General features: G+C 56.0%; 18 protein-coding genes and 1 other annotated feature. Of the genes, 6 read left to right on the top strand and 12 right to left on the bottom strand.

Going from position 1 to position 21,008, the window contains the following annotated elements; all coding sequences use genetic code 11:
- The first annotated feature begins 85 nt into the window (after positions 1-85).
- Both B9Y90_RS18345 and ybaL read left to right on the top strand, forming a co-directional pair.
- Positions 86-1,303, top strand: a complete 1,218-nt coding sequence (locus B9Y90_RS18345) for an MFS transporter (protein WP_008460246.1) — start codon at positions 86-88, stop codon at positions 1,301-1,303.
- A gap of 217 nt (positions 1,304-1,520) precedes the next feature.
- Entirely contained in the window at positions 1,521-3,197 is a 1,677-nt protein-coding gene (ybaL, locus tag B9Y90_RS18350; RefSeq protein WP_085542125.1) for a YbaL family putative K(+) efflux transporter, read from the top strand.
- Positions 3,198-3,267: 70 nt separating this feature from the next.
- On the opposite strand, the gene B9Y90_RS18355 is transcribed toward ybaL, so the two are convergent.
- From B9Y90_RS18355 to B9Y90_RS18380, 6 genes are all read right to left on the bottom strand, one after another.
- On the bottom strand, positions 3,268-4,572 hold the full coding sequence (locus tag B9Y90_RS18355; protein WP_039295969.1) for an inosine/guanosine kinase: 1,305 nt from the start codon (positions 4,570-4,572) through the stop codon (positions 3,268-3,270).
- 60 nt (positions 4,573-4,632) lie between these two features.
- The gene (hemH, locus tag B9Y90_RS18360) at positions 4,633-5,598 is read right to left on the bottom strand and encodes a ferrochelatase (protein ID WP_085542126.1); all 966 of its coding nucleotides are present in this window, start codon (positions 5,596-5,598) and stop codon (positions 4,633-4,635) included.
- Between the two features lie 134 nt (positions 5,599-5,732).
- Positions 5,733-6,377, bottom strand: a complete 645-nt coding sequence (adk, locus tag B9Y90_RS18365) for an adenylate kinase (protein WP_008460251.1) — start codon at positions 6,375-6,377, stop codon at positions 5,733-5,735.
- Positions 6,378-6,588: 211 nt separating this feature from the next.
- Positions 6,589-8,463: a molecular chaperone HtpG gene (gene htpG / locus B9Y90_RS18370; RefSeq protein WP_039297098.1), complete on the bottom strand. Its 1,875-nt coding sequence runs from the start codon at positions 8,461-8,463 to the stop codon at positions 6,589-6,591.
- 110 nt (positions 8,464-8,573) lie between these two features.
- On the bottom strand, positions 8,574-9,179 hold the full coding sequence (gene recR, locus B9Y90_RS18375; protein ID WP_039295974.1) for a recombination mediator RecR: 606 nt from the start codon (positions 9,177-9,179) through the stop codon (positions 8,574-8,576).
- Between the two features lie 103 nt (positions 9,180-9,282).
- Positions 9,283-10,152, bottom strand: coding sequence for a pirin family protein (locus B9Y90_RS18380; protein ID WP_008460257.1), 870 nt, complete (start codon positions 10,150-10,152; stop codon positions 9,283-9,285).
- A 108-nt stretch (positions 10,153-10,260) separates the two neighbouring features.
- On the opposite strand from B9Y90_RS18380, the gene B9Y90_RS18385 reads away from it, so the two are divergent.
- Positions 10,261-11,166 carry a LysR family transcriptional regulator gene (locus tag B9Y90_RS18385; RefSeq protein ID WP_085542127.1) on the top strand — a complete coding sequence of 302 codons (906 nt, stop codon included), beginning with the start codon at positions 10,261-10,263 and terminating at the stop codon, positions 11,164-11,166.
- Positions 11,167-11,206: 40 nt separating this feature from the next.
- Here B9Y90_RS18385 and B9Y90_RS18390 read toward each other — a convergent pair whose 3' ends face one another.
- The 4 genes from B9Y90_RS18390 to B9Y90_RS18405 form a co-directional block, all read right to left on the bottom strand.
- On the bottom strand, positions 11,207-11,536 hold the full coding sequence (locus B9Y90_RS18390) for a YbaB/EbfC family nucleoid-associated protein (protein ID WP_008460260.1): 330 nt from the start codon (positions 11,534-11,536) through the stop codon (positions 11,207-11,209).
- Between the two features lie 87 nt (positions 11,537-11,623).
- The gene (gene dnaX / locus B9Y90_RS18395) at positions 11,624-13,552 is read right to left on the bottom strand and encodes a DNA polymerase III subunit gamma/tau (protein ID WP_085542128.1); all 1,929 of its coding nucleotides are present in this window, start codon (positions 13,550-13,552) and stop codon (positions 11,624-11,626) included.
- Positions 12,224-12,288 (bottom strand) — a sequence feature (DnaX frameshifting element). Its footprint overlaps the gene before it by 65 nt.
- A 109-nt stretch (positions 13,553-13,661) precedes the next feature.
- Positions 13,662-14,213, bottom strand: coding sequence for an adenine phosphoribosyltransferase (apt, locus tag B9Y90_RS18400; RefSeq protein WP_008460281.1), 552 nt, complete (start codon positions 14,211-14,213; stop codon positions 13,662-13,664).
- 151 nt (positions 14,214-14,364) lie between these two features.
- Complete coding sequence (locus B9Y90_RS18405; protein WP_039295986.1) at positions 14,365-14,742, bottom strand: DUF454 family protein; 378 nt, start codon at positions 14,740-14,742, stop codon at positions 14,365-14,367.
- A 35-nt stretch (positions 14,743-14,777) separates the two neighbouring features.
- Between B9Y90_RS18405 and priC the strand changes: the two genes are divergently transcribed.
- Together priC and rsmS are read left to right on the top strand one after the other, a co-directional pair.
- The gene (gene priC / locus B9Y90_RS18410; RefSeq protein WP_085542129.1) at positions 14,778-15,314 is read left to right on the top strand and encodes a primosomal replication protein PriC; all 537 of its coding nucleotides are present in this window, start codon (positions 14,778-14,780) and stop codon (positions 15,312-15,314) included.
- Positions 15,315-15,333: 19 nt separating this feature from the next.
- A complete protein-coding gene (gene rsmS / locus B9Y90_RS18415; protein ID WP_071842760.1) occupies positions 15,334-15,492 on the top strand; it encodes a pleiotropic regulatory protein RsmS in 159 nt (52 codons plus the stop codon).
- A 9-nt stretch (positions 15,493-15,501) separates the two neighbouring features.
- Here rsmS and mscK read toward each other — a convergent pair whose 3' ends face one another.
- Both mscK and acrR read right to left on the bottom strand, forming a co-directional pair.
- On the bottom strand, positions 15,502-18,876 hold the full coding sequence (mscK, locus tag B9Y90_RS18420) for a mechanosensitive channel MscK (RefSeq protein WP_085542130.1): 3,375 nt from the start codon (positions 18,874-18,876) through the stop codon (positions 15,502-15,504).
- 150 nt (positions 18,877-19,026) lie between these two features.
- Positions 19,027-19,665 (bottom strand): multidrug efflux transporter transcriptional repressor AcrR, encoded by a 639-nt coding sequence (gene acrR / locus B9Y90_RS18425; RefSeq protein ID WP_039295995.1) that lies wholly within the window; start codon positions 19,663-19,665, stop codon positions 19,027-19,029.
- A 143-nt stretch (positions 19,666-19,808) separates the two neighbouring features.
- On the opposite strand from acrR, the gene B9Y90_RS18430 reads away from it, so the two are divergent.
- Positions 19,809-21,008, top strand: coding sequence for an efflux RND transporter periplasmic adaptor subunit (locus B9Y90_RS18430; RefSeq protein ID WP_039295998.1), 1,200 nt, complete (start codon positions 19,809-19,811; stop codon positions 21,006-21,008).

Genomic DNA, 21,008 nt, shown 5'->3' on the forward strand with positions numbered 1-21,008 from the left:
GAGTATGTTAGCAGGGTAAGAATTTCTTCCGGGCGATTTCCTGCGTCGCCCGCTCTAAAAACAATAACCGTTCGTACAGGTAATTATGGCAAGCTCTCAAACCCTCACGCAGCCGGGTACGCCCCCGGAGCAAAAAAAAGCGCGCACCGCATTTGGGATCCTCGGCGCTATAAGCCTCTCCCATCTGCTTAACGACATGATTCAGTCGCTGATTCTGGCTATCTATCCGCTACTTCAGGCCGAATTCTCCCTCAGCTTTATGCAGATCGGGATGATCACCCTGACTTTCCAGCTCTCTTCATCGCTGCTGCAGCCGCTGGTGGGCTACTACACCGATAAATACCCGATGCCGTGGTCGCTGCCGATTGGCATGTGCTTTACCCTCTGCGGCCTGGTGCTGCTGGCGCTGGCGGGCAGTTTCCCGGCCGTTCTGGTCGCCGCCGCGCTGGTGGGAACCGGTTCGTCGGTATTCCACCCTGAGTCCTCACGCGTGGCGCGTATGGCATCCGGTGGCCGTCACGGGCTTGCGCAGTCGCTGTTCCAGGTGGGCGGTAACTTCGGCAGCTCTCTGGGGCCATTGCTGGCAGCTATTATTATCGCGCCTTACGGCAAAGGGAACGTGGCGTGGTTCGTGCTCGCCGCTCTGCTGGCTATCGTGGTTCTGCTGCAAATTAGCCGTTGGTACGCCGCTCAGCATAAAATCGCCAAAAGCCGCCCTGCCGTGCCGGTGGTCAACCCGCTGCCACGCAACAAAGTGATTCTGGCGGTCTCGATTTTATTACTGCTGATCTTCTCTAAGTACTTTTATATGGCGAGCATCAGCAGCTACTTCACCTTCTACCTGATGCAAAAATTCGGATTATCGGTACAAAACGCACAGATCCACCTGTTCGCTTTCCTGTTTGCCGTCGCGGCAGGCACGGTGATCGGTGGCCCCGTGGGGGATAAAATTGGCAGAAAATACGTGATTTGGGGCTCGATCCTCGGTGTCGCGCCATTTACCCTTGTTTTACCCTATGCATCACTTTACTGGACGGGCGTCCTGACGGTGATCATTGGTTTTATTTTAGCCTCCGCGTTCTCCGCCATTCTGGTGTATGCCCAGGAGCTACTCCCTGGCCGTATCGGTATGGTTTCCGGGCTGTTTTTCGGATTTGCCTTTGGGATGGGTGGCCTGGGTGCAGCCGTACTCGGATTAATTGCTGACCACACCAGCATCGAGTTGGTCTACAAAATATGTGCCTTCCTGCCGCTACTCGGCATTATGACAATATTCCTGCCCGATAATCGCCACAAAGCGTAGATTTTAGCGGCCAAAGTATTGCTTTGGCCACCTCCTGTCACCACACCCCTCTGGTAATCGCCCCACATAACTGAGTTAAATGCTACTCAGGGCCTTTTTTTTATCGAAATGCGCTTTTTATTCAAAATTCAACAATTATTCATAAACGCCGATAAAGAATTTGTCATAAACTGTGTAACAGAACGTTTTGGAACATCGGCCAACCAAAGGAGACGGAATGCATCACGCCACACCGCTTATCACCACCATTGTTGGTGGTCTCGTGCTCGCTTTTTTACTGGGTATGCTGGCTAACAAGCTGCGCATATCTCCGCTGGTGGGCTATTTATTAGCTGGCGTGCTGGCTGGACCTTTTACTCCAGGTTTTGTTGCTGATACCAAACTTGCCCCTGAATTGGCGGAATTAGGCGTGATTCTGCTGATGTTCGGCGTCGGGCTGCATTTTTCATTGAAGGATTTGATGGCGGTAAAGGCCATCGCCATCCCCGGCGCAATCGCGCAAATTGGCGTCGCGACGCTGCTGGGCATGGCGCTCTCCTGGCTGATGGGCTGGTCATTGATGACCGGTATCGTCTTCGGGCTGTGTTTGTCAACGGCAAGTACCGTCGTGCTGTTGCGTGCGCTTGAAGAGAGGCAGTTGATTGACACCCAGCGAGGGCAAATTGCCATCGGCTGGCTGATTGTTGAAGACCTCGTGATGGTGCTGACGCTGGTGCTGCTGCCAGCCGTCGCTGGCATGATGGAAAAAGGCAACGTTGGGCTGGTTTCTCTGAGCCTGGATATGGCGATCACCATTGGGAAGGTCGCTGCCTTTATTGCCCTGATGATGCTGGTAGGCCGCCGCCTTGTGCCGTGGATTCTGGCTCGCAGCGCAGCAACAGGCTCCCGCGAGCTGTTTACCCTTTCCGTACTGGCGCTGGCGCTGGGCATCGCATTCGGCGCGGTTGAGCTGTTTGATGTCTCCTTTGCGCTGGGTGCTTTCTTTGCCGGTATGGTGCTGAATGAGTCCGAGCTAAGTCACCGCGCGGCACACGACACCCTGCCGCTGCGCGATGCGTTTGCGGTGCTGTTCTTTGTTTCCGTCGGCATGCTGTTTGATCCACTGATTCTGATTCAGGAACCACTGGCGGTGCTGGGCACGCTGGCCATCATCATCTTCGGTAAATCCCTGGCCGCGTTCCTGCTGGTGCGCATGTTTGGCCACTCTCAACGAACCGCGCTGACCATCGCCACCAGCCTCGCGCAGATCGGTGAGTTTGCCTTTATCCTGGCCGGTCTCGGCATGGCGCTGAACCTGCTGCCACAAACGGGGCAGAATTTGGTGCTGGCGGGCGCAATTCTGTCGATCATGCTGAACCCGATTCTGTTCGCCATTCTTGAGCGCTACCTCGAGAAAACCGAAACGCTGGACGAGCAAACTCTGGAAGAGGCCATCGAGGAAGAAAAACAAATCCCGGTGGATATCTGCAACCACGCGCTGCTGGTCGGCTATGGCCGAGTCGGCAGCCTGCTGGGCGAGAAGCTGCTGGCCGAAGGCGTACCGCTGGTAGTGATTGAAACCTCCCGTAGCCGCGTGGATGAGCTTCGCGAGCGAGGCATCCGTGCCGTGCTGGGCAATGCCGCAAACGAAGAGATCATGAATCTGGCGCATCTGGACTGCGCCCGCTGGCTGCTGCTGACTATCCCTAACGGCTACGAAGCCGGTGAAATCGTCGCGACGGCCAGAGAAAAATGCCCGGATATCGAAATCATCGCCCGCGCGCATTACGACGACGAAGTGGATTACATCACCGAGCGTGGCGCTAATCAGGTGGTGATGGGAGAAAGGGAGATTGCCAATACCATGCTGGGGCTGCTGGTGCCGCCGGTGGCGCAAGAGGCGGTGACGGGTTAATGGTTTTTTGGGCAGGTCTTGCACCTGCCCGTTTCAACAAAAGCTGAGCGTTATGGCTCAGTGCTTCAACTTAACGTTCCCAGTAAGACTCTTCGAGGCTGTCTTCCCGCTCAGGCAGGCCGCGTGTCAGGCGTGGCGAATGCTGATTCAGGACCTGATAGCTCACGCGGTTGGCGTATTTGCATACCTGGGCCAGCGAGGAATATGTCAGCCAGGTAAGCTTATGTTTGCTGGAATTCGGCACGTTACTGCGGTGGTAATTGTTCGCGGTGATGTCGTGCAGTAGCGCCGCAAGCGCGCCGTCGCCTGCGCCATTGGTGTTCATGATCTTCTCCGGGCCGCCCATGTATGGCGCGATGTGGGAGTAGATTCGCAGCGGCTCAGCGCAGTCTTTCAGGCGCATCGCGCGGCTAAATTCAAACTGGTTAAATTCGGCAATCGCGCCAGGCAGAAGTGGATGCTGAGTTTTGCGCTTCGCAGTTTCTTCGGTGTAGCCAGCCATATAAAGGCCAACCGGCCCGGCGGTGCAAAGCACCAGATCCACCCAATCCAGCGCCTTGTCGGCGGCCAACAGCGGATCGCTTTCACCGGTTAGCGCTTCGCCTTCTTCTTCGTTCATTGCCAGGATCGAAACGTGCTCGCTCAGGAAGGCCTGCCACCAGGCCGGGTTCTCGGCAATCACGTATTTGGTGCCCAGGGTCAGCACCACCGGCACGTTGTGTTTCTTCGCCCAGGCAATGGCCTGCATGGTGGCGTCCGGCATCGGCTCGCCTGGCTTGCAGCGCACCAGATAAGAGGTCAGCACCAGCGCGGATGCCCCGGCAATCACCTCTTCCGGGATGCTTTCCGCGCGAAGCTGGTTCATATGGCCCGGGCTGATGGCAAAAGTACGCTCGCCCTGGTCGCCAATCAGCGTAAAGCAGCGGCCAATCGGGCCATCAACGCCCTGCAGATAGTTAAGGTCGGTCCGGCTGGAGGTATTGCAGAGGTAGCGATAGGCGTAGCTGCCAATCTCGACATTTCGGCACATCACGCCGAGCAACACCGAGCGGTCATCGGCCAACACCGAGTAGTTGTGCATGGTATTGCCGATGGTGCCCCCGGCAAACTGGTGGGTAATCAGGTTGCTATCCACCAGCTCTTTGTAGAGCGCGTCGGCCACATCATCCTCAATCACCAAAGAATGGCCAAAACTCAGCCCGTAGCGCTGCACAAATTCATCGTCTACTTTGGCTTCAATGTCGACCAGCGTCTGGTCGATACCGACCACCCAGGAAGAGCCGCTTTCGGCCTCAGGCTGAGTTTGCTGTAAGAGCGGGTCGCGGGCGCTGACGGGGAAGTAGTGTTTGGATTTGCGTTTACCGGGAAATTTCATGGTGTCGTTACGGGGCTGAATAATAAGGCGGAGAATAGTAACATTCCCCGCCTCAGGATTCTATTTGCGATACCGATCCACCAGATTCATCATCATCGCGATATGGGCCGGATCGTCGTTCAGCGCCGGAATGTACTCATATTTCGTGCCGCCTGCCTCGATAAACACTTCCCGGTTCTGGACCGCCATCTCTTCCAGCGTTTCCAGGCAGTCAGCGGAGAAGCCCGGGCACATTACCTGAATATGCTTCACGCCCTTTTCGGCCAGCATTTTCAATGTTTCATCGGTATACGGCATCAGCCATGGCTCGCGGCCAAAGCGGGACTGGTAGGTCATCATCACTTTTTCCGGCGGCAGCTCGAGGGCGCTTAGCAGTTCACGCGTGGTGTCGCGGCAGCGCTGCGGGTAGTCATCTCCTTCGTTGGCATAGCGCTGCGGAATACCGTGATAGGAAAGCAGCAGCACATCCGGCTCACCGTGTTCGGCAAAAGAGCGCTTGACCGAGGCCGTCAGTGCGTTGATGTACGCCGGCTCTGTCGCGTAGTCGCGAATCAGAGAAATAGAAGGCAGGCTGCGGTAATTGGCAAAGATTCGCCCCAACTCGTCCCATACCGCCGCCACGGTTGAGCAGGAAAACTGAGGATAAAGCGGCAGCACTACAATGTGCGTCACGTTCTGCGCCAGGAGGTCGTCCACGGCGCTTTTGAGCGACGGTTCGCCATAGCTCATCCCCAGCGCAACCGGCGTATCCGGCAGCTGTTGTGCCAGCGCTTTCTCCTGTCGACGGCTGTATACCATCAAAGGAGAGCCCTCTTCCATCCAGATGGACTGGTAGAGCTTAGCGACACGCGGTGAACGGATCGGCAGAATGACGCCGCGCAGCAGTGGCCACCAAAGCAGGCGGGGCGTATCCACCACGCGCTTATCGCTCAGGAACTGACGAAGATAGCGGTTGACCGCCGCCGGCGTCGGGGCGCTCGGCGTACCAAGGTTAGCCAGTAAGATGCCAATTTTTTCCTGATTCATTCCCACCCCTTATCTATAAATTGCCGTCAATTGTAACGTAAAAGAGCGAAACGAGAACCGATTACAGTGAAAGGGGAAAATAGGGGCAAAAAAATACCAGGGCATGCCCTGGTATCGATTGTCGCAACGGGAAATTATCCGAGGATTTTTTCCAGCTCAGCGCGCACGTCAGCCACGGCCTGGGTGCCGTCAACTTTAGCGTATTGGGTGTTACCCGCCTGCGCTTCTTTAGAGTAGTAGCCGATCAGCGGCGCGGTCATCTGATGGTATTCCACCAGGCGCTTACGCACGGTCTCTTCCTGATCGTCTTTACGGGTGGTCAGCTCTTCGCCGGTCACGTCGTCTTTACCTTCAACCTTAGGCGGGTTGAATTTGATGTGGTAAACGCGGCCGGAAGCAGCGTGCACGCGGCGACCCACGATGCGGTCAACGATCAACTCGTCCGGTACATCGAACTCCAGCACGAAATCAACCTTGATGCCCGCTTCTTTCATGGCGTCTGCCTGCGGGATAGTGCGTGGGAAACCGTCCAGCAGGAAACCGTTACGGCAGTCTTCCTGCGCAATGCGCTCTTTAACCAGGGCGATAACCAGCTCATCGGTCACCAGTTTGCCAGCATCCATGATGTCTTTGGCCTGTTTACCCAGTTCTGAACCAGATTTAACCGCAGCACGCAGCATATCACCGGTGGAGATTTGCGGAATACCGTATTTCTCCATGATGAACTGAGCCTGAGTCCCTTTACCTGCGCCCGGCGCGCCGAGCAGAATGATACGCATTGCGTAATTCCCCATACATTTAATTATTCAATCGAATTTGAGGCGAAAACCATACCACTAAAGGCGGTATCATCACAAGGAAGGGAGGCGGCTGGAGCGGCTTTAACGGAAATTTCCCGGGCTGAATCGAGCCATTTATCCGGCCCTTGTCCAAAGAAAAACCGATCGTCCCCTCCCCGTTTTCAGCGGAGGGAAGCGATCGGTAAAAGGCTTAAGAAACCAGCAGCTGGTTCATGCGGCGGATGAACTGGTTAGGATCTTCCAGCTGACCACGCTCGGCTAACAGCGCCTGGTCAAGCAGCAGCTCAACCCACTCGCCGAACTGCGCGTCATCCTGCGTATCCGCAGCGCGTTTGACCAGCGCATGCTCCGGGTTAAGCTCGAAGATGTACTTCACTTCCGGCACTTCCTGGCCCGCAGCGGCAAACAGTTTCGCCATCTGGGTGCTCATGTCGTTGCTGTCGGTGGTCACGATCGCCGGAGTATCGGTCAGACGATGAGTCAGACGCACTTCCTTGACGCGCTCGCCCAGCAGGGTTTTCACGCGGTCCACGAACGGCTCCAGCGCCTTCTCGGCTTCTTTCGCTTCTTCGGTCTCTTCGTCCGTCAGCTTATCCAGCGATTCGTCGGTCTTGCTGACTGACTGGAATGCCTTCCCGTCGAATTCGGTCAGGTAACTCATCATCCACTCGTCGATGCGATCGGAAAGCAGCAGAACTTCGATGCCTTTCTTACGCAGCAGTTCCAGATGCGGGCTGCTCTTCGCCGCCGCGTAGCTGTCTGCGGTGATGTAGTAAATCTTCTCCTGACCTTCTTTCATGCGGGAGACATACTCTTCCAGCGACACGGTCTGTGCGGAGGAGTCGTTGTGCGTAGTCGCGAAACGCAGCAGTTTAGCGATAGCTTCCTGGTTCGCGTTATCTTCCGCCGGGCCTTCTTTCAGCACGAGGCCAAAGTTTTTCCAGAAGGTCTGGTATTTCTCGGCATCGTCTTTCGCCAGTTTGTCCAACATCTGCAGCACACGCTTGGTCAGCGCGCTGCGCAGGTTCTGGGTTACGCGGCTGTCCTGCAGGATTTCACGGGAAACGTTCAGCGGCAGATCGTTAGAATCTATCAGGCCACGCACGAAGCGCAGGTAGTTCGGCATGAACTGCTCGGCATCGTCCATGATAAACACGCGCTGTACGTAGAGTTTCAACCCGTGTTTGTGGTCACGGTTCCACATATCCCACGGCGCCTGCGCAGGGATGTACAGCAGGCTGGTGTACTCCTGCTTACCTTCCACGCGGTTGTGGCTCCAGGCGAGCGGGTCGGTAAAGTCGTGGGCGATGTGCTTGTAGAACTCTTTGTATTCGTCATCGCTGACTTCGGACTTGCTACGGGTCCACAGCGCCTGAGCTTTGTTGATTTTTTCCCAGCTAACGATGGTTTCACCGTCTTTTTCTTCCTGCTGTTCAATCTCAACCGGCAGAGCGATATGGTCGGAATATTTGCTGATGATGGAGCGAACGCGCCAGTCGTCCAGGAACTCATCTTCGCCTTCACGCAGATGCAGCGTGATTTCGGTCCCGCGATCGGCTTTCTCAATGTCGGCCACGGTGTATTCACCCGCGCCTTCAGACTCCCAGAACACGCCCTGCTCCGCGCTGGCGCCGGCGGCGCGAGTGCGAACGGTGACTTTGTCCGCCACGATAAACGCAGAATAGAAGCCTACCCCGAACTGGCCGATAAGCTGGCTGTCTTTCGCCTGGTCAGAGCCCATAGACTCGAGGAAAGCTTTGGTGCCGGATTTAGCAATGGTACCCAGATGATCAATGACTTCATCGCGGGTCATACCGATGCCGTTATCAGCGATGGTCAGGGTGCGGTTGTCTTTGTTAAAAGAGACACGAACGCGCAGTTCACCGTCACCTTCGTAGAGGTTGGCGTCAGACAGAGCGCGGAAGCGCAGCTTGTCTGCCGCATCGGAGGCGTTGGAGATCAGCTCACGCAGGAAGATTTCTTTGTTTGAATAGAGAGAGTGGATCATCAGGTGCAGAAGCTGTTTTACCTCTGACTGAAAACCGCGGGTCTCTTGTCCTTTCATGGTCATTGATACCTCAACAAAATCATACGGGATGAAGAAAACGTTGAGAGGGATATGGTAGCGATTTGTGCCTTTTCAAGCGGGAGGAGGCAAAAACCTCCCCCAACCGATTAAAAATTAATCTTATGACGACCAATCAGCGAGTGCGAGAGCGTGGTGCCGTCTACCATTTCCAGCTCGCCGCCCACCGGCACACCGTGGGCGATCCGGCTGGCTTCAACGCCGTACTGCGCACACAGCTCGGCAATGTAGTTTGCCGTCGCCTCGCCTTCCACCGTCGGGTTGGTGGCAAGAATAACTTCTTTCATCGGCTCGCTGGCAAGGCGCTGCTCAAGGCGATCCAGCCCAATGTCGTTCGGGCCAATGCCGTCCAGCGGCGAGAGATGCCCCATTAAGACAAAATAGCGGCCTGAAAACTGGCCGGTTTGCTCGATGGCGTGAATATCCGCCGGGCTTTCCACCACGCAAATCTGGCCGTTTTCCTGGCGGCGCGGGTTGGAGCAAATGGAGCAAACTTCCTGCTCGGTAAAGGTACGGCAATCCGCACAGTGGCCAATCTCGGACATCGCACGGGTCAGCGCCTGAGCCAGACGCATGCCGCCGCTGCGGTCGCGCTGTAACAGGGCAAACGCCATACGCTGGGCGGATTTCGGGCCAACGCCGGGCAGGCAGCGCAGGGATTCCATAAGGGCTGAGAGTAAAGGACTGGTTTGCATCGCTCGGGCTTGTGAGAAAAAAGTGGGCTATAGCCTAACATTAGCCCCGCAGATGGGTATAGGAAAAGATATCCCCCGTACGATGGCTCGCCGGGGGAAAAATTTACGCGATGTCTTTGCCGAAACGGCCCTGATTAAAATCATCGATGGCCTGATGAATTTCCTCTTTGGTGTTCATCACGAACGGGCCATAACCCACCACCGGCTCATTCAGAGGCTCACCGCTGAGCAGCAGAACCACCGCGTCATTATTGGCTTCAAGGGTCACGCTTTCGCCTTTGGCATCCAGCACCACCAGCTGCGCTTCGCGCGCCACCTCTTCGCCGTTGACCAGCACCGTGCCTTTCAGCACCACCAGCGCCGTGTTCCAGCCGTCTTTCACCGCCAACTGCGTGACGCCTTGCGGGTTAAGACGCAAATCCCAAATGCTGATCGGCGAGAAGGTTCTGGCCGGGCCTTTGGTTCCGTCAAACTCACCGGCAATCACGCGAACCTTACCGGCATTGTCCGGCAAATCGACCACCGGAATATCGCCGTCGGTAATCGGCTGATAGCCAGGCGCGGTCATTTTGTCTTTTGCAGGCAGGTTAACCCACAGCTGCACCATTTCCAGGCTGCCGCCCGCTTCGCTAAATGCCGGAGAATGATATTCCTCGTGCAGGATCCCACTCCCGGCGGTCATCCACTGCACGTCACCCGGGCCAATCACGCCGCCGTTACCCGCGTTATCGCGGTGCGCCACTTCGCCTTTGTAGACGATAGTCACGGTTTCAAAGCCGCGATGCGGGTGCTGATCCACGCCGCGCTGGCCTTTATTGCTCGGCTTAAATTCCGCCGGGCCAGCGTAGTCCAGCAGCAGGAACGGGCTAAGCTGCTCGGCAAATTTTGAGTACGAAAACAGCGAACGAACCGGGAAACCGTCCCCCACCCAGTGGGAAGCTGGTGCGGTATAAACGCCAAGAATTGATTTCATGATTCTCTCCACAAGGGTTGTTTCTGATGGGATAAAGCTTACCCGTCAGACGCTCAGCTCGGTAGAGTGCTAAAATGGACTCAGTGTTCCATTAACAGGACAATAGAAATGCAGGACTTAAACGACCTGTGGTACTTCGTGCAGGTGGTGGACAATGGCGGTTTTTCCCCCGCCAGCCGGGTTATCGGCATTCCGAAATCCCGCCTCAGCCGACGCATTGCGCTGCTGGAAGAGCGGCTTGAAACCCGCCTGCTGCAGCGCTCGACGCGTAGTTTCACCGTCACGGAAGCCGGGCAGACCTTCTACCGCCACTGCAAGGCGATGATGATCGAAGCCGAAGCGGCGCAGGAGGCCATCGACACGCTAAAGTCAGAGCCGAGAGGGTTAATCCGTCTCACCTGTCCGATAGCACTGCTGCATGTCCATGTCGGCGAAATGCTGGCGCGCTTTATGCGCCTGTATCCGCAGGTTGTGATTCAGCTTGAGGAAACCAACCGCCGCGTGGACGTACTGAACGAAAACGTTGATTTAGCGATTCGCGTGCGCCCTTTACCGCTGGAAGACAGTGATCTGGTGATGCGCAAGCTGGCCACCCGCAGCATGTGCCTGGTGGCCAGCCCGGAGCTGGTTACTCGCCTGGGTATGCCTGCGGCACCTACAGATCTCGCGCACTGGCCAAGCCTGGCGCTGGACAGGCCGCAGCAGACTTATCGCTGGTGCCTGTTTGGGCCCGAACAGCAGGAGGTGATTGTTCACCACAAGCCCCGCTTTGTGACGACAGATATGATCGCGCTACGTACCGCAGCACTGAACGGGATTGGCGTCGTGCAGCTCCCGAAGCTGATGCTTAACGATGCGCTGGCGCAGGGCAAGCTGGTTCACGTGTTGCCAGAATGGCGCGCAAGAATGGAGATCGTGCATGCGGTCTTCCCTTCCCGTCGAGGGCAGTTACCAGCGGTGCGGGCATTGATTGATTTTCTGGCAGAGAGCTATCAGGTGCTGAACGAGGAGTAAGAAAACAGCCTTCTCCCGGGCGGGAGAAGGCGGAAAAGCATCAGAATGGCATTTTGAAGCCCGGTGGCAACTGCATGCCGTTGGAAACCCCAGCCATTTTTTCTTTCTGCGCTTCGCCGATACGACGAGCGGCATCGTTGAAGGCTGCGGCAACCAGGTCTTCAACCATCTCTTTGTCATCTTCCATCAGGCTTGGGTCGATTTCGACACGGCGGCAGTTGTGCGCCCCGTTGATGGTCACTTTCACCAGGCCCGCGCCGGACTCGCCGGTGACTTCCATGTTGGCGATTTCTTCCTGAGCCTGGGCCATTTTTTCCTGCATCTGCTGGGCCTGCTTCATCAGGTTACCCAGACCGCCTTTTCCAAACATAATCTTCTCTCTTTCATCGGGCCAGCCCTCGCAGAATGCGAGAGTGGCTATCAGGGTTTCACACTATGCCGCGTCAAACGAGGCATATCAAACAGGGCGAATACTATCTTCATCCAGCTCTGCATCAAAGAACCTTTGCAGAGTCTGAATATTGCTGTCGTTACTCATCGCCTCGCGCGCCTGCGCCAGCTTCTCTTCGTAGATAGCCTGACGCCACTCCAGCGGCGTGCGGCGAGCCAGATTCTCATCTTCAATAATAGTCAGTTCTATCGCTTCGCCATGGTGCGAACTCAGGGCATCTGAGAGCGTTTTTTGCGCCGATGGCGAATTCAAATGCCGCTGGCCAGGACGCAAATGCAGGCAAACCCGGTTGCCGTCCACCTCTTTCCAGGCGTTAAGCGCCAGCTGCTGCACCAGCTTTGGCAGCACCAGCTGATTGATTTCCGCCGCCCATTCGTCCCGCTCGATAGCCTCTTCGGCCAGTTTCTGCGAAAGCTCAGGCGTTTTTTCATGCTCAAGCGCTTTTTTCAGCGCCTTGGGCGTAGCGACCGGCTCAGGGGCAACTTCTATCGGGTTTTGTGCCTTCCAGCGATAGGCTTCTGGCTTCGCTGGTTTTTCCAGCGCCGTCGGCGCAGGGCGCGCCTGAACGCGTTCGGTCACCGAAGCCAAACGTTCCAGCGCGGAGCTTTTTGCCGGCCGCGCTAGTCGTTGCGCTGCCGGCTCATTCTTTTTTGCTTTATCAGCCTCCTGCTGGCGCATCAGTTGGCTGCGCGCCTGGAGGATCTGGCTGGTGGCATCCGGCAGCGGAGGGGCATCCCTGTCTGGCGGCGGCGCCGCCTGCTGCTGTCTTGCCGCTGGCTGATGCGACACCGGATTCACTACCGGAATGCTTGCCGCCTGGCGCGGTACTTCCGGCTCAGGCAGCGGCTTGCGCGGATGGAAAGCCAGCGCGCGCAGCAGCGTCATTTCTACGCCCATGCGGCGATCCGGCGCCCAAGGCAGCTCTTTGCGGCCAATCAGCAATGTCTGGTAATAAAGCTGCACGTCGGCAGGTGGAACAACACGGGCAAGCTCGCGCATACGCTGTTCGATGGCCGCCATATCGCTGCCAAGAGCAGACGGAGAAAGCTGAACCATGGCCACGCGGTGCAGCAACGCGGACATTTCTACCAGCAGCGCTTCCCACTCCACGCCGCGCGCGGCAGCGTCGTTCAGCAACGCCATTACGCGCTGCCCGTCAGCCTGGACGACAGCTTCAATCAGCGACAGCGCCTGGTCATCATCAAGGGTGCCGAGCATGGCACTGACGGCGGCAGTGGTAACCTGCCCGTCGCCGCTGGCAATCGCCTGGTCGGTGAGGCTCAGTGCATCACGCAGGCTGCCGTCCGCCGCACGGGCTAACAGCTGCAGCGCACGGGGTTCACTCACCACCTTCTCTTCACCAAGAATGTGCTCCAACTGATGGCGGATTTGTTCGACGTCCAGCGCTTTCAGGTGGAATTGCAGACAGCGGGAAAGAATGGTCACCGGCAGCTTTTGCGGATCGGTAGTGGCCAGCAGGAATTTTACGTGCGGAGGCGGCTCTTCCAGCGTCTTAAGCAGCGCGTTAAAGCTGTGGCGCGAGAGCATGTGCACTTCGTCAATAAGGTAGACTTTAAAGCGGCCACGCGCGGGGGCGTACTGCACGTTATCCAGCAGATCGCGGGTGTCTTCTACTTTGGTGCGCGAGGCGGCGTCTATCTCAATCAGGTCGACAAAGCGGCCCTGTTCTATTTCACGGCAGTTATCGCAGACGCCACAAGGGGTCGCGGTAATACCGGTTTCACAATTCAACCCTTTCGCCAGCAGACGGGCGATTGAGGTTTTCCCCACCCCACGAGTGCCGGAAAAAAGATACGCATGATGGATGCGGCCCAGCGACAAACCATTAGCCAGCGCGGTCAGTACGTGTTGCTGGCCGACAACATCAGCAAAAGTTTGGGGGCGCCATTTGCGGGCTAAGACCTGGTAGCTCATCTGGAGTTAGGCTCTGGTTCGCGGGAAAGGTGAATCGAGGGGGTAATGCTAACATAAGCCCCGCCCGATGGGCGAGCGAGGCTTGTCACTGTATGGCAATACGGTGAACTTAGTGACCAGGGAAAGGCACCAGGCAGAAGCTTTTCACGCCCATGTTTTCCAGACGCTGCTCGCCGCCGAGGTCAAACAGGTTGATAACGAAAGCAGCGTCGGTCACTTCCCCGCCGAGGCGACGAATCAGTTTTACGGTCGCTTCAATGGTGCCGCCGGTGGCCAGCAGATCGTCCACCACCAGCACTTTATCGCCTGGTTTGATGGCATCTACGTGGATTTCAAGGCTGTCGGTGCCGTATTCCAGCTCGTAGCTTTCGGCGATGGTTTCACGCGGCAGCTTACGAGGCTTGCGCACAGGAATGAACCCCACGCCCAGCTCCAGCGCAACTGGAGCACCAAACAGGAAGCCACGCGCTTCAGTACCGACCACTTTGGTGATACCGGCGTCTTTAAAACGAGAAACTAACAGCGCAATGCTGGTGGCATATGCTTTCGGATCTTCCAGCAAGCTGGTCACGTCACGGAACAGAATTCCTGGTTTTGGGTAATCAGGAACGCTTTTAATGCTGTTTTTGAGATATTCAAGCTGCTGCGCAGTCGCGGTCATCGGTTTATGCCTGCTAAAAACATGATACTAAACAGAGTACCTGTGGGTTCAAATGTGAACCACTGGTTAACGGTTAACCAGCTGTACCCGTGCTCGAAAACGCTCGAATTTACTGGCTGGGCGCGACAATTGCAACAGCTTCTGCTGCGGTTTATCGCTTTTGTTGTGCTTCATCAACCACCGGAATGCGCCACATAAAAGCAAGCAGCGCACAAAGTATCACCAACAGCAAAATTCTAACCCACACTATCTTCACCAGCCATAACGAAAGCGCGAAGGTAACGAGAATAAACAAAATAGCTTTTGGCTTAGAACCGCGGGGCATTGCGCGGTGCGTTTGCCAGTGCCGCAGATAGCTACCAAACCACGAACGGTATAGCAGCCAGTGGTGAAAACGCGGCGACGAGCGGGCAAAACACCAAGCGGCCAGCAGCAAAAATGGCGTGGTCGGCAACAGCGGTAATATCACGCCCAGCGTCGCAAGCACTACCGCCAGCCAGCCGATGATGAGTAGAATAAGACGCTTCATGCTGTAACCTCTGACAATCCCTGGAGAGCCATTCTGTGAAAACCGCTTCGCTGTTACAAGCCCTGGAAACCCGGGTCGCCGAGCTGGCCGCCGCCGTTGAGCCGGTCGCCCTGCTTCGGGCAAGCCAGGCGCGCTTCGACCGCAAGCTGTTCCATACCCACAGCACGCAGTTGAAAGATTATCTCCAGGAAGCTCAGGCTAATCTCGCCCAGCTTCAGCTCAGCGTCAGCCACGGTAAAACGGACCAGGTGGCGTTTATCGCCGAAAAGCTGGTAGCGCAGATTGCCGCGCTGCAGCGGGAATTGGCCACCGCGCATTTGCGAAAAAGTGAACCGCCGCAGAAGGTGCAGGAAAATCTGTACGAAAAACTGGCCACCCATCAGGATTACGAACGCAGGCTGCTGGCGATGGTGAGCGATAGAGAAAGCCAGCTTACCCTTCAAACCACGCTTGCTGGCCAGCAAAAGCTTCAGCGAGAACTGGCCGCGCTGGAAGGCCGCCTGCAGCGCTGCCGTCAGGCGCTAAGCCGCATAGAAAAAGCCATTGAAAGACGCGAGCGCGGACTAAGTTAACCCCCAATAAGGAGCAAGAATGTCGCTGGATAACGCCCCGGACGAGGTCAAACTGGCCGTCGATTTAATCATGCTGCTGGAGCAGCACCAGATCCCAACGGACACCGCCCTCGCGGCGCTGGAGATCGTTCGTGAAGATTTTCTCCGTAAGCAGCGGGAAGAAAAAGCTTCCCGCTGATTTTCACGCTTAGAGAGACGGCGGCAGCAGACCGCCGTTTTTGCCCAAATCTCGCTTCACTTCCGTCAGTTCATCGCCCTTTTCATTGTGCAGATGCACTTCAAGCTGGTTGAAGGCGATGTTGATATTGTTTTCACGGCACAGTCTGTCAATGGCGCGGTTCAGCTCATCCACAGTGATACTACGGTCGCGCAATTCACGAACATACAGGCGCAGTTCATGGTCAAGCGTGCTGGCACCAAATGTCGTGAAATACACCGCCGGTTCCGGGTCGTGCATCACCCGTGGGTGTTCCATCGCGGCTTTCAGCAGGATCTCTTTCACTTTATCGAGATCGGATCCATACGCCACGCCGAGCTTGATCACTACGCGGGTGATCGTGTCGGTCAGCGACCAGTTGATCAGTCGTTCGGTCACAAACGCCTTGTTCGGGATGATCACTTCTTTACGGTCAAAGTCGGTGATTGTCGTCGCACGGATACGGATCTTGCTGACGCTGCCTGAGAATGTCCCGATGGTGACGGTATCGCCGATGCGCACCGGGCGTTCGAACAGAATGATCAGGCCGGAAACGAAGTTACCGAAGATCTCCTGCAAACCAAAGCCCAGGCCCACCGACAGCGCCGCCGCCAGCCACTGCAGTTTGTCCCACGACACGCCCAGAGAACCAAACACCGTCATCGCCCCAATCACGATAATGGCGTAGTTAAGGATGGTGGTAATGGCGTAGGACGCCCCCTGACGCATCTTCAACCGCGACAAAACCAGCACTTCCAGCAGGCCCGGCAAGTTTCGAATCAGCGCCCAGGCGACCATCGTCGCCACTATCGCGAACAAGATGCTGCCCATCGTAACGTTTTTCATCACCGTGGCGCCGGCTTCGCTGCCGGTGTAGTGCCACAGCACGATGCTGTCGAGATAGGCAAAGACGGTAATTAAATCCGACCAGATGGCGTAAAACACCACGCCGAACAGGGCGAACATCAGCAGCATGGTTAAACGCATGGTCTGCTGGTTGATCTGATCCAGCGCCAGCGGCGGCTCTTCGACCGGCTCTGCGCCCTCCGCCCCCTCTTTAACCATATTCTGGCGGCGAGCCAGCGCGCGGCGGTAAGCAATACGGCGTGCCGCAACGCTCAGGCCACGGATCACCGTCTGGTGAATCAGGTTCCAGATAATTACCAGATAAACAGTGTCTATCCAGCGGTTAGCAAGGCGCAGCGTAGTATAGAAATAGCCGGTCGCGGTCAGCACCAGCAGCGCGACCGGGACAATAGAGAGCACGGTGATGGTCAATAGACGCATCGGATGAGATTCTTTGTCCCGCCAGTTGTCGCGGCACATCGGGATAACCAGCGCGGTAATCAGCAGCAGGTTAAGGAAGATCATAAACTGCCCGAGCACATCGTCCATCAGGTTCAGCGGTGACAGCTCACCGACCACCGACCAGAACAGCAGTGGCAACAAGGCAAAGCTGATACGTACAATCTGACGGCGATAATGGCGTGTCAGGTGCTCCGGCATGTTAAACCAGATCACGGCCAGCCCGCGGCTGCTTAGAATGCGCCAGGCCATGCCAAACACCAGCCAGAACAGCGCCAGCTCTTTGGCAAACGCCCACAGTAGTCCGCTGATGTTGAGCTGCATAAACAGCAATACCAGCCCCACCGAGAGAATGGCCATCGTCAGCGGCAGCACTTTCAGGAAGTTAAGCAAAATCGCTTTCGGGGTGTTGAGCTGGGTGTCCGTGCGCAACTGCCCGACTTCCGACGCCAGCTTAGCCAACTGCTTGTCGATCCACTTGTAGCGCCAGCGAAGCAGCCCAGCCAGCAGCATCAACGGCAGCGCGGTGAACAACGACATAAACAGCCCGTCCAGCACTTTATTCCAGCTGATATCCAGCTTCATGCCTTTGATTTGGTCATGCAGCGCGCGTGGGAAGGATTTGATCCACTCCCAGTTCATCGGCTTGTTACTGTTCACCCAAAAGATTTGCTGGGTCAGCATTTTCTGCAGGCTGGTGCTGACACTCATCAGCTGCTGTTGGTTAATTTGCAGGTTAATCGCCATCATCAGCTGATTACCCAACTGCTTGTTGAGCTGATCCAGCAGCTCGCGGCGCATGTCCACGACCTGCATCAGCGCATCATGAACTTCGTCATTAACCTCGTTTTTATGCCCTTCGACAATCTTGTCGACGTAGCTGTCACTTTGGAACAGCGCATCGCGCTGCTGGTTGATGTCAAACTGCTCCAGGCGCAGGTCAGCAATGCGGTTGGTGAGGTCTTCCAGATCGTCGGCAGACGGCAGCGTTTGCTGCTGCTGATAAAGAATGCGCGACAGCAAAAGGCTGCCCTTCAGTACCGAGATTTGTTCTTTCAGATTACGCTCGGACTGCAACGCGCGATCCAGCCAGTTTTTGACGCGGATATTCCGCTGAACCAGCTCATTCCCGCTTTGAGTGGCGTTGATCAGCCTCTGGCTGAGCTGGTGGTTCACATCCAGCTCCTGGCGCACCAGTGGGTTATTCTGCACCGCGCTGGCGTCAGCGTCGTCCGGCGTAACGGCTTCCTGAGCGGTCTTTTCCGTCAGCGTTAAGCGTTTGCTGTTCACCGCTTCCTGCAGCAGCTGAAGCGTATGCTCAAGCTGCCCGATATTGGCGTTGGTGTAATCACGCTGTTTTTGCAGCGCATCTTGCAAGACGGTGTTGCCTTCCAGACTTTTCCGCTGCTGCTCAATTTGGGTATTCAACAGCGCCTGCTGCACCAGCAGCAAGTTTTGTTGGCTTGGACGTAAAGCGGCTTCCCCTGGCGTGGTGCCGTTCAGCCTGTTACGCACCTGCAGAAGCTGCTGGGAGGCACTGTACATAGCGTTCTGCACGCGCTCGGGTTGCGTTTGCAGAGAAACCAACTGACTGTTCAGGGTTGATAAATCGTTGTTGGCCGACTGCAGTTGATCCAGCACGCTGGTCAGCCGGGTTTCTAACTGTCGAAGGGAAAGCGAGCCGAGCGTTTTACGCGTCGCTTCGTCATCGGCAGGCGTACTCAGCGAATTCAACGCGTCAGTCGCCTGCTTCAGTTTGTCCGGGGCCTGGGCAACCGTGGTTTTAAGCTGCGCCGTCTCCTGCTTCACGCGGTCGAGTTTGTCCAGCATCTCAAGCGTTTCGGTGAGATCTTTCTGGGTAAGCTTATCGTCAGGGGTCAGCGTTTTTTGCTTGTTCAGCGTGTCCAGCTGCGACTGCACCTCCGCTCTGGTCGGCAGATCGCCATTACTTTGCGCCGCCTGAGCCGCGGAAAAAGGCAGCAGGATGGAAACAAACAAAAACAGGAATAAAATGAATGCGGAACGGGAAGTCCGCGACAGAGCGTTGTGCTGCGTAGTCATGGTTGAGTCATTACGGTGCTGCGCATGTGGGTGCCAGCTAAAAGTAAAAGGCCACGGAAGATGCGCAGAATAGCACGGCTTCAGGGCGCAGAATAGCAATCGCCCTCGGAGGAATCTCAAATCATTTTCAGGGTGAAAGTAAGCCGAAAATTACGCCGGTTTGTTCAGCGTTGGGCTCAGTTGGAACATTTCCAGCAGAACGGCGATAAAGTCTGGCGCTTTAGCATGGAGATCAAAGGTTTCCGGCGCAACCAGCCAGTTTTCAATCAGCCCGGTAATGTAGCTGCGCATCAGCGTGACGGCAAGGGAAAGACGCAGACCCGCAGGCAATTTTCCGGCGTCGATGCAGCGTTGCAAAGCAGCCTCAATGCGTTCGTTGCCTTCCATATATAGCGTGCGCCGGGCCTGCTGCAAAACTTCAAGCTCACCGACAAACTCACACTTGTGGAAAATGATTTCCGTCATTAAGCGTCGGCGCTCTTCTGTCACCGTTGCCTGTAGGATATAAATGAGTAATTCTCTTATCACAGACAGTGGATCGTCTGGATATTTTGCCCGATACTCAATCTCTAAGTCACCAATACTGGATTCGGTTAGCTCCCAGATCTCACTAAACAATTCCGACTTATTTTTGAAATGCCAGTAAATCGCACCACGTGTTACCCCGGCCGCCTGCGCGATATCCGCGAGCGAAGTCGCAGAGACGCCCTGCTGTGAAAACAGGCGAATCGCAACGTCGAGGATGTGCTGGCGGGTTTCAAGCGCCTGAGCTTTGGTTTTTCGTGCCATAAGTGGGTGAATTTACTTTAGTCAGATTTACATACATTTGTGAACGTATGTACCATAGCACGACGATAATATAAACGCAGCAATGGGTTTGTGGACATTTGATCCATTGAACAACTTTGAAATCGGACACTCGAGGTTTACATATGAACAAAAACAGAGGGTTTACGCCTCTGGCGGCCGTTCTGATGCTCTCAGGCAGCTTAGCGCTTACAGGATGTAACGAGAAAGAGACCCAGCAGAGTGCGCCGCACGCCCCGGAAGTGGGTGTAGTGACTCTGAAAAGCGCGCCATTACAGATTACTACTGAGCTTCCAGGACGCACCAACGCCTTCCGCATCGCAGAAGTTCGTCCTCAGGTTAGCGGCATTATTCTGAAGCGTAACTTTACCGAAGGGAGCGACATTCAGGCCGGTGTTTCGCTGTATCAGATCGATCCTGCAACCTATCAGGCTGCGTACGACAGCGCAAAGGGCGACCTGGCAAAGGCACAGTCCAGCGCTAATCTCGCACAGCTGACCGTTAAACGTTATCAGAAACTGCTGGGTACCAAGTACATCAGCCAGTCTGACTACGATACTGCGGCGGCAACCGCGCAGCAGGCAAACGCTGACGTCGTCGCTGCAAAAGCTGCGGTTGAAACTGCACGTATCAACCTGGCGTACACCAAAGTGACCTCGCCTATCAGCGGCCGCATCGGGAAATCCGCGGTCACCGAAGGTGCGCTGGTTACCAGCGGGCAAACCACCGCCCTCGCCACTGTTCAGCAGCTTGACCCTATCTACGTGGATGTGACCCAGTCCAGCGATGACTTCCTGCGTCTTAAGCAGGAGCTGGCCGACGGCAAACTGAAACAGGAAAACGGCAAAGCCAAAGTCCAACTGATGATGAACAACGGTGTCGCCTACCCACAGGAAGGCTCACTGGAATTCTCTGAAGTGACCGTTGACCAGACCACCGGGTCTATCACCCTGCGCGCTATCTTCCCTAACCCGGACAAAACCCTGCTGCCAGGGATGTTTGTTCGCGCCAAGCTGGAAGAAGGCGTTAACCCAAATGCCATCCTGGTTCCGCAGCAGGGGGTCACTCGTACTCCACGCGGCGATGCCTCCGCGATGGTCGTAGGGAAGGATGACAAAGTTGAAGTTCGCCAGCTGCAAACCAGCCAGGCGATCGGCGACAAATGGCTGGTTACCGATGGGTTACAAACAGGCGATCGCGTGATTGTTACCGGCCTACAGAAAGTAAAACCGGGTGTTCAGGTAAAAGCGCAGGAAGTTGCGGAAGACAATAAAGGCCAACAGCAACCCGCCGCAGGCGCGCAGTCAGAACAACCGAAGTCTTAA

This window comes from Cedecea sp. NFIX57 (assembly GCF_900177785.1).
Taxonomy (GTDB): Bacteria; Pseudomonadota; Gammaproteobacteria; order Enterobacterales; family Enterobacteriaceae; genus Cedecea; species Cedecea neteri_C.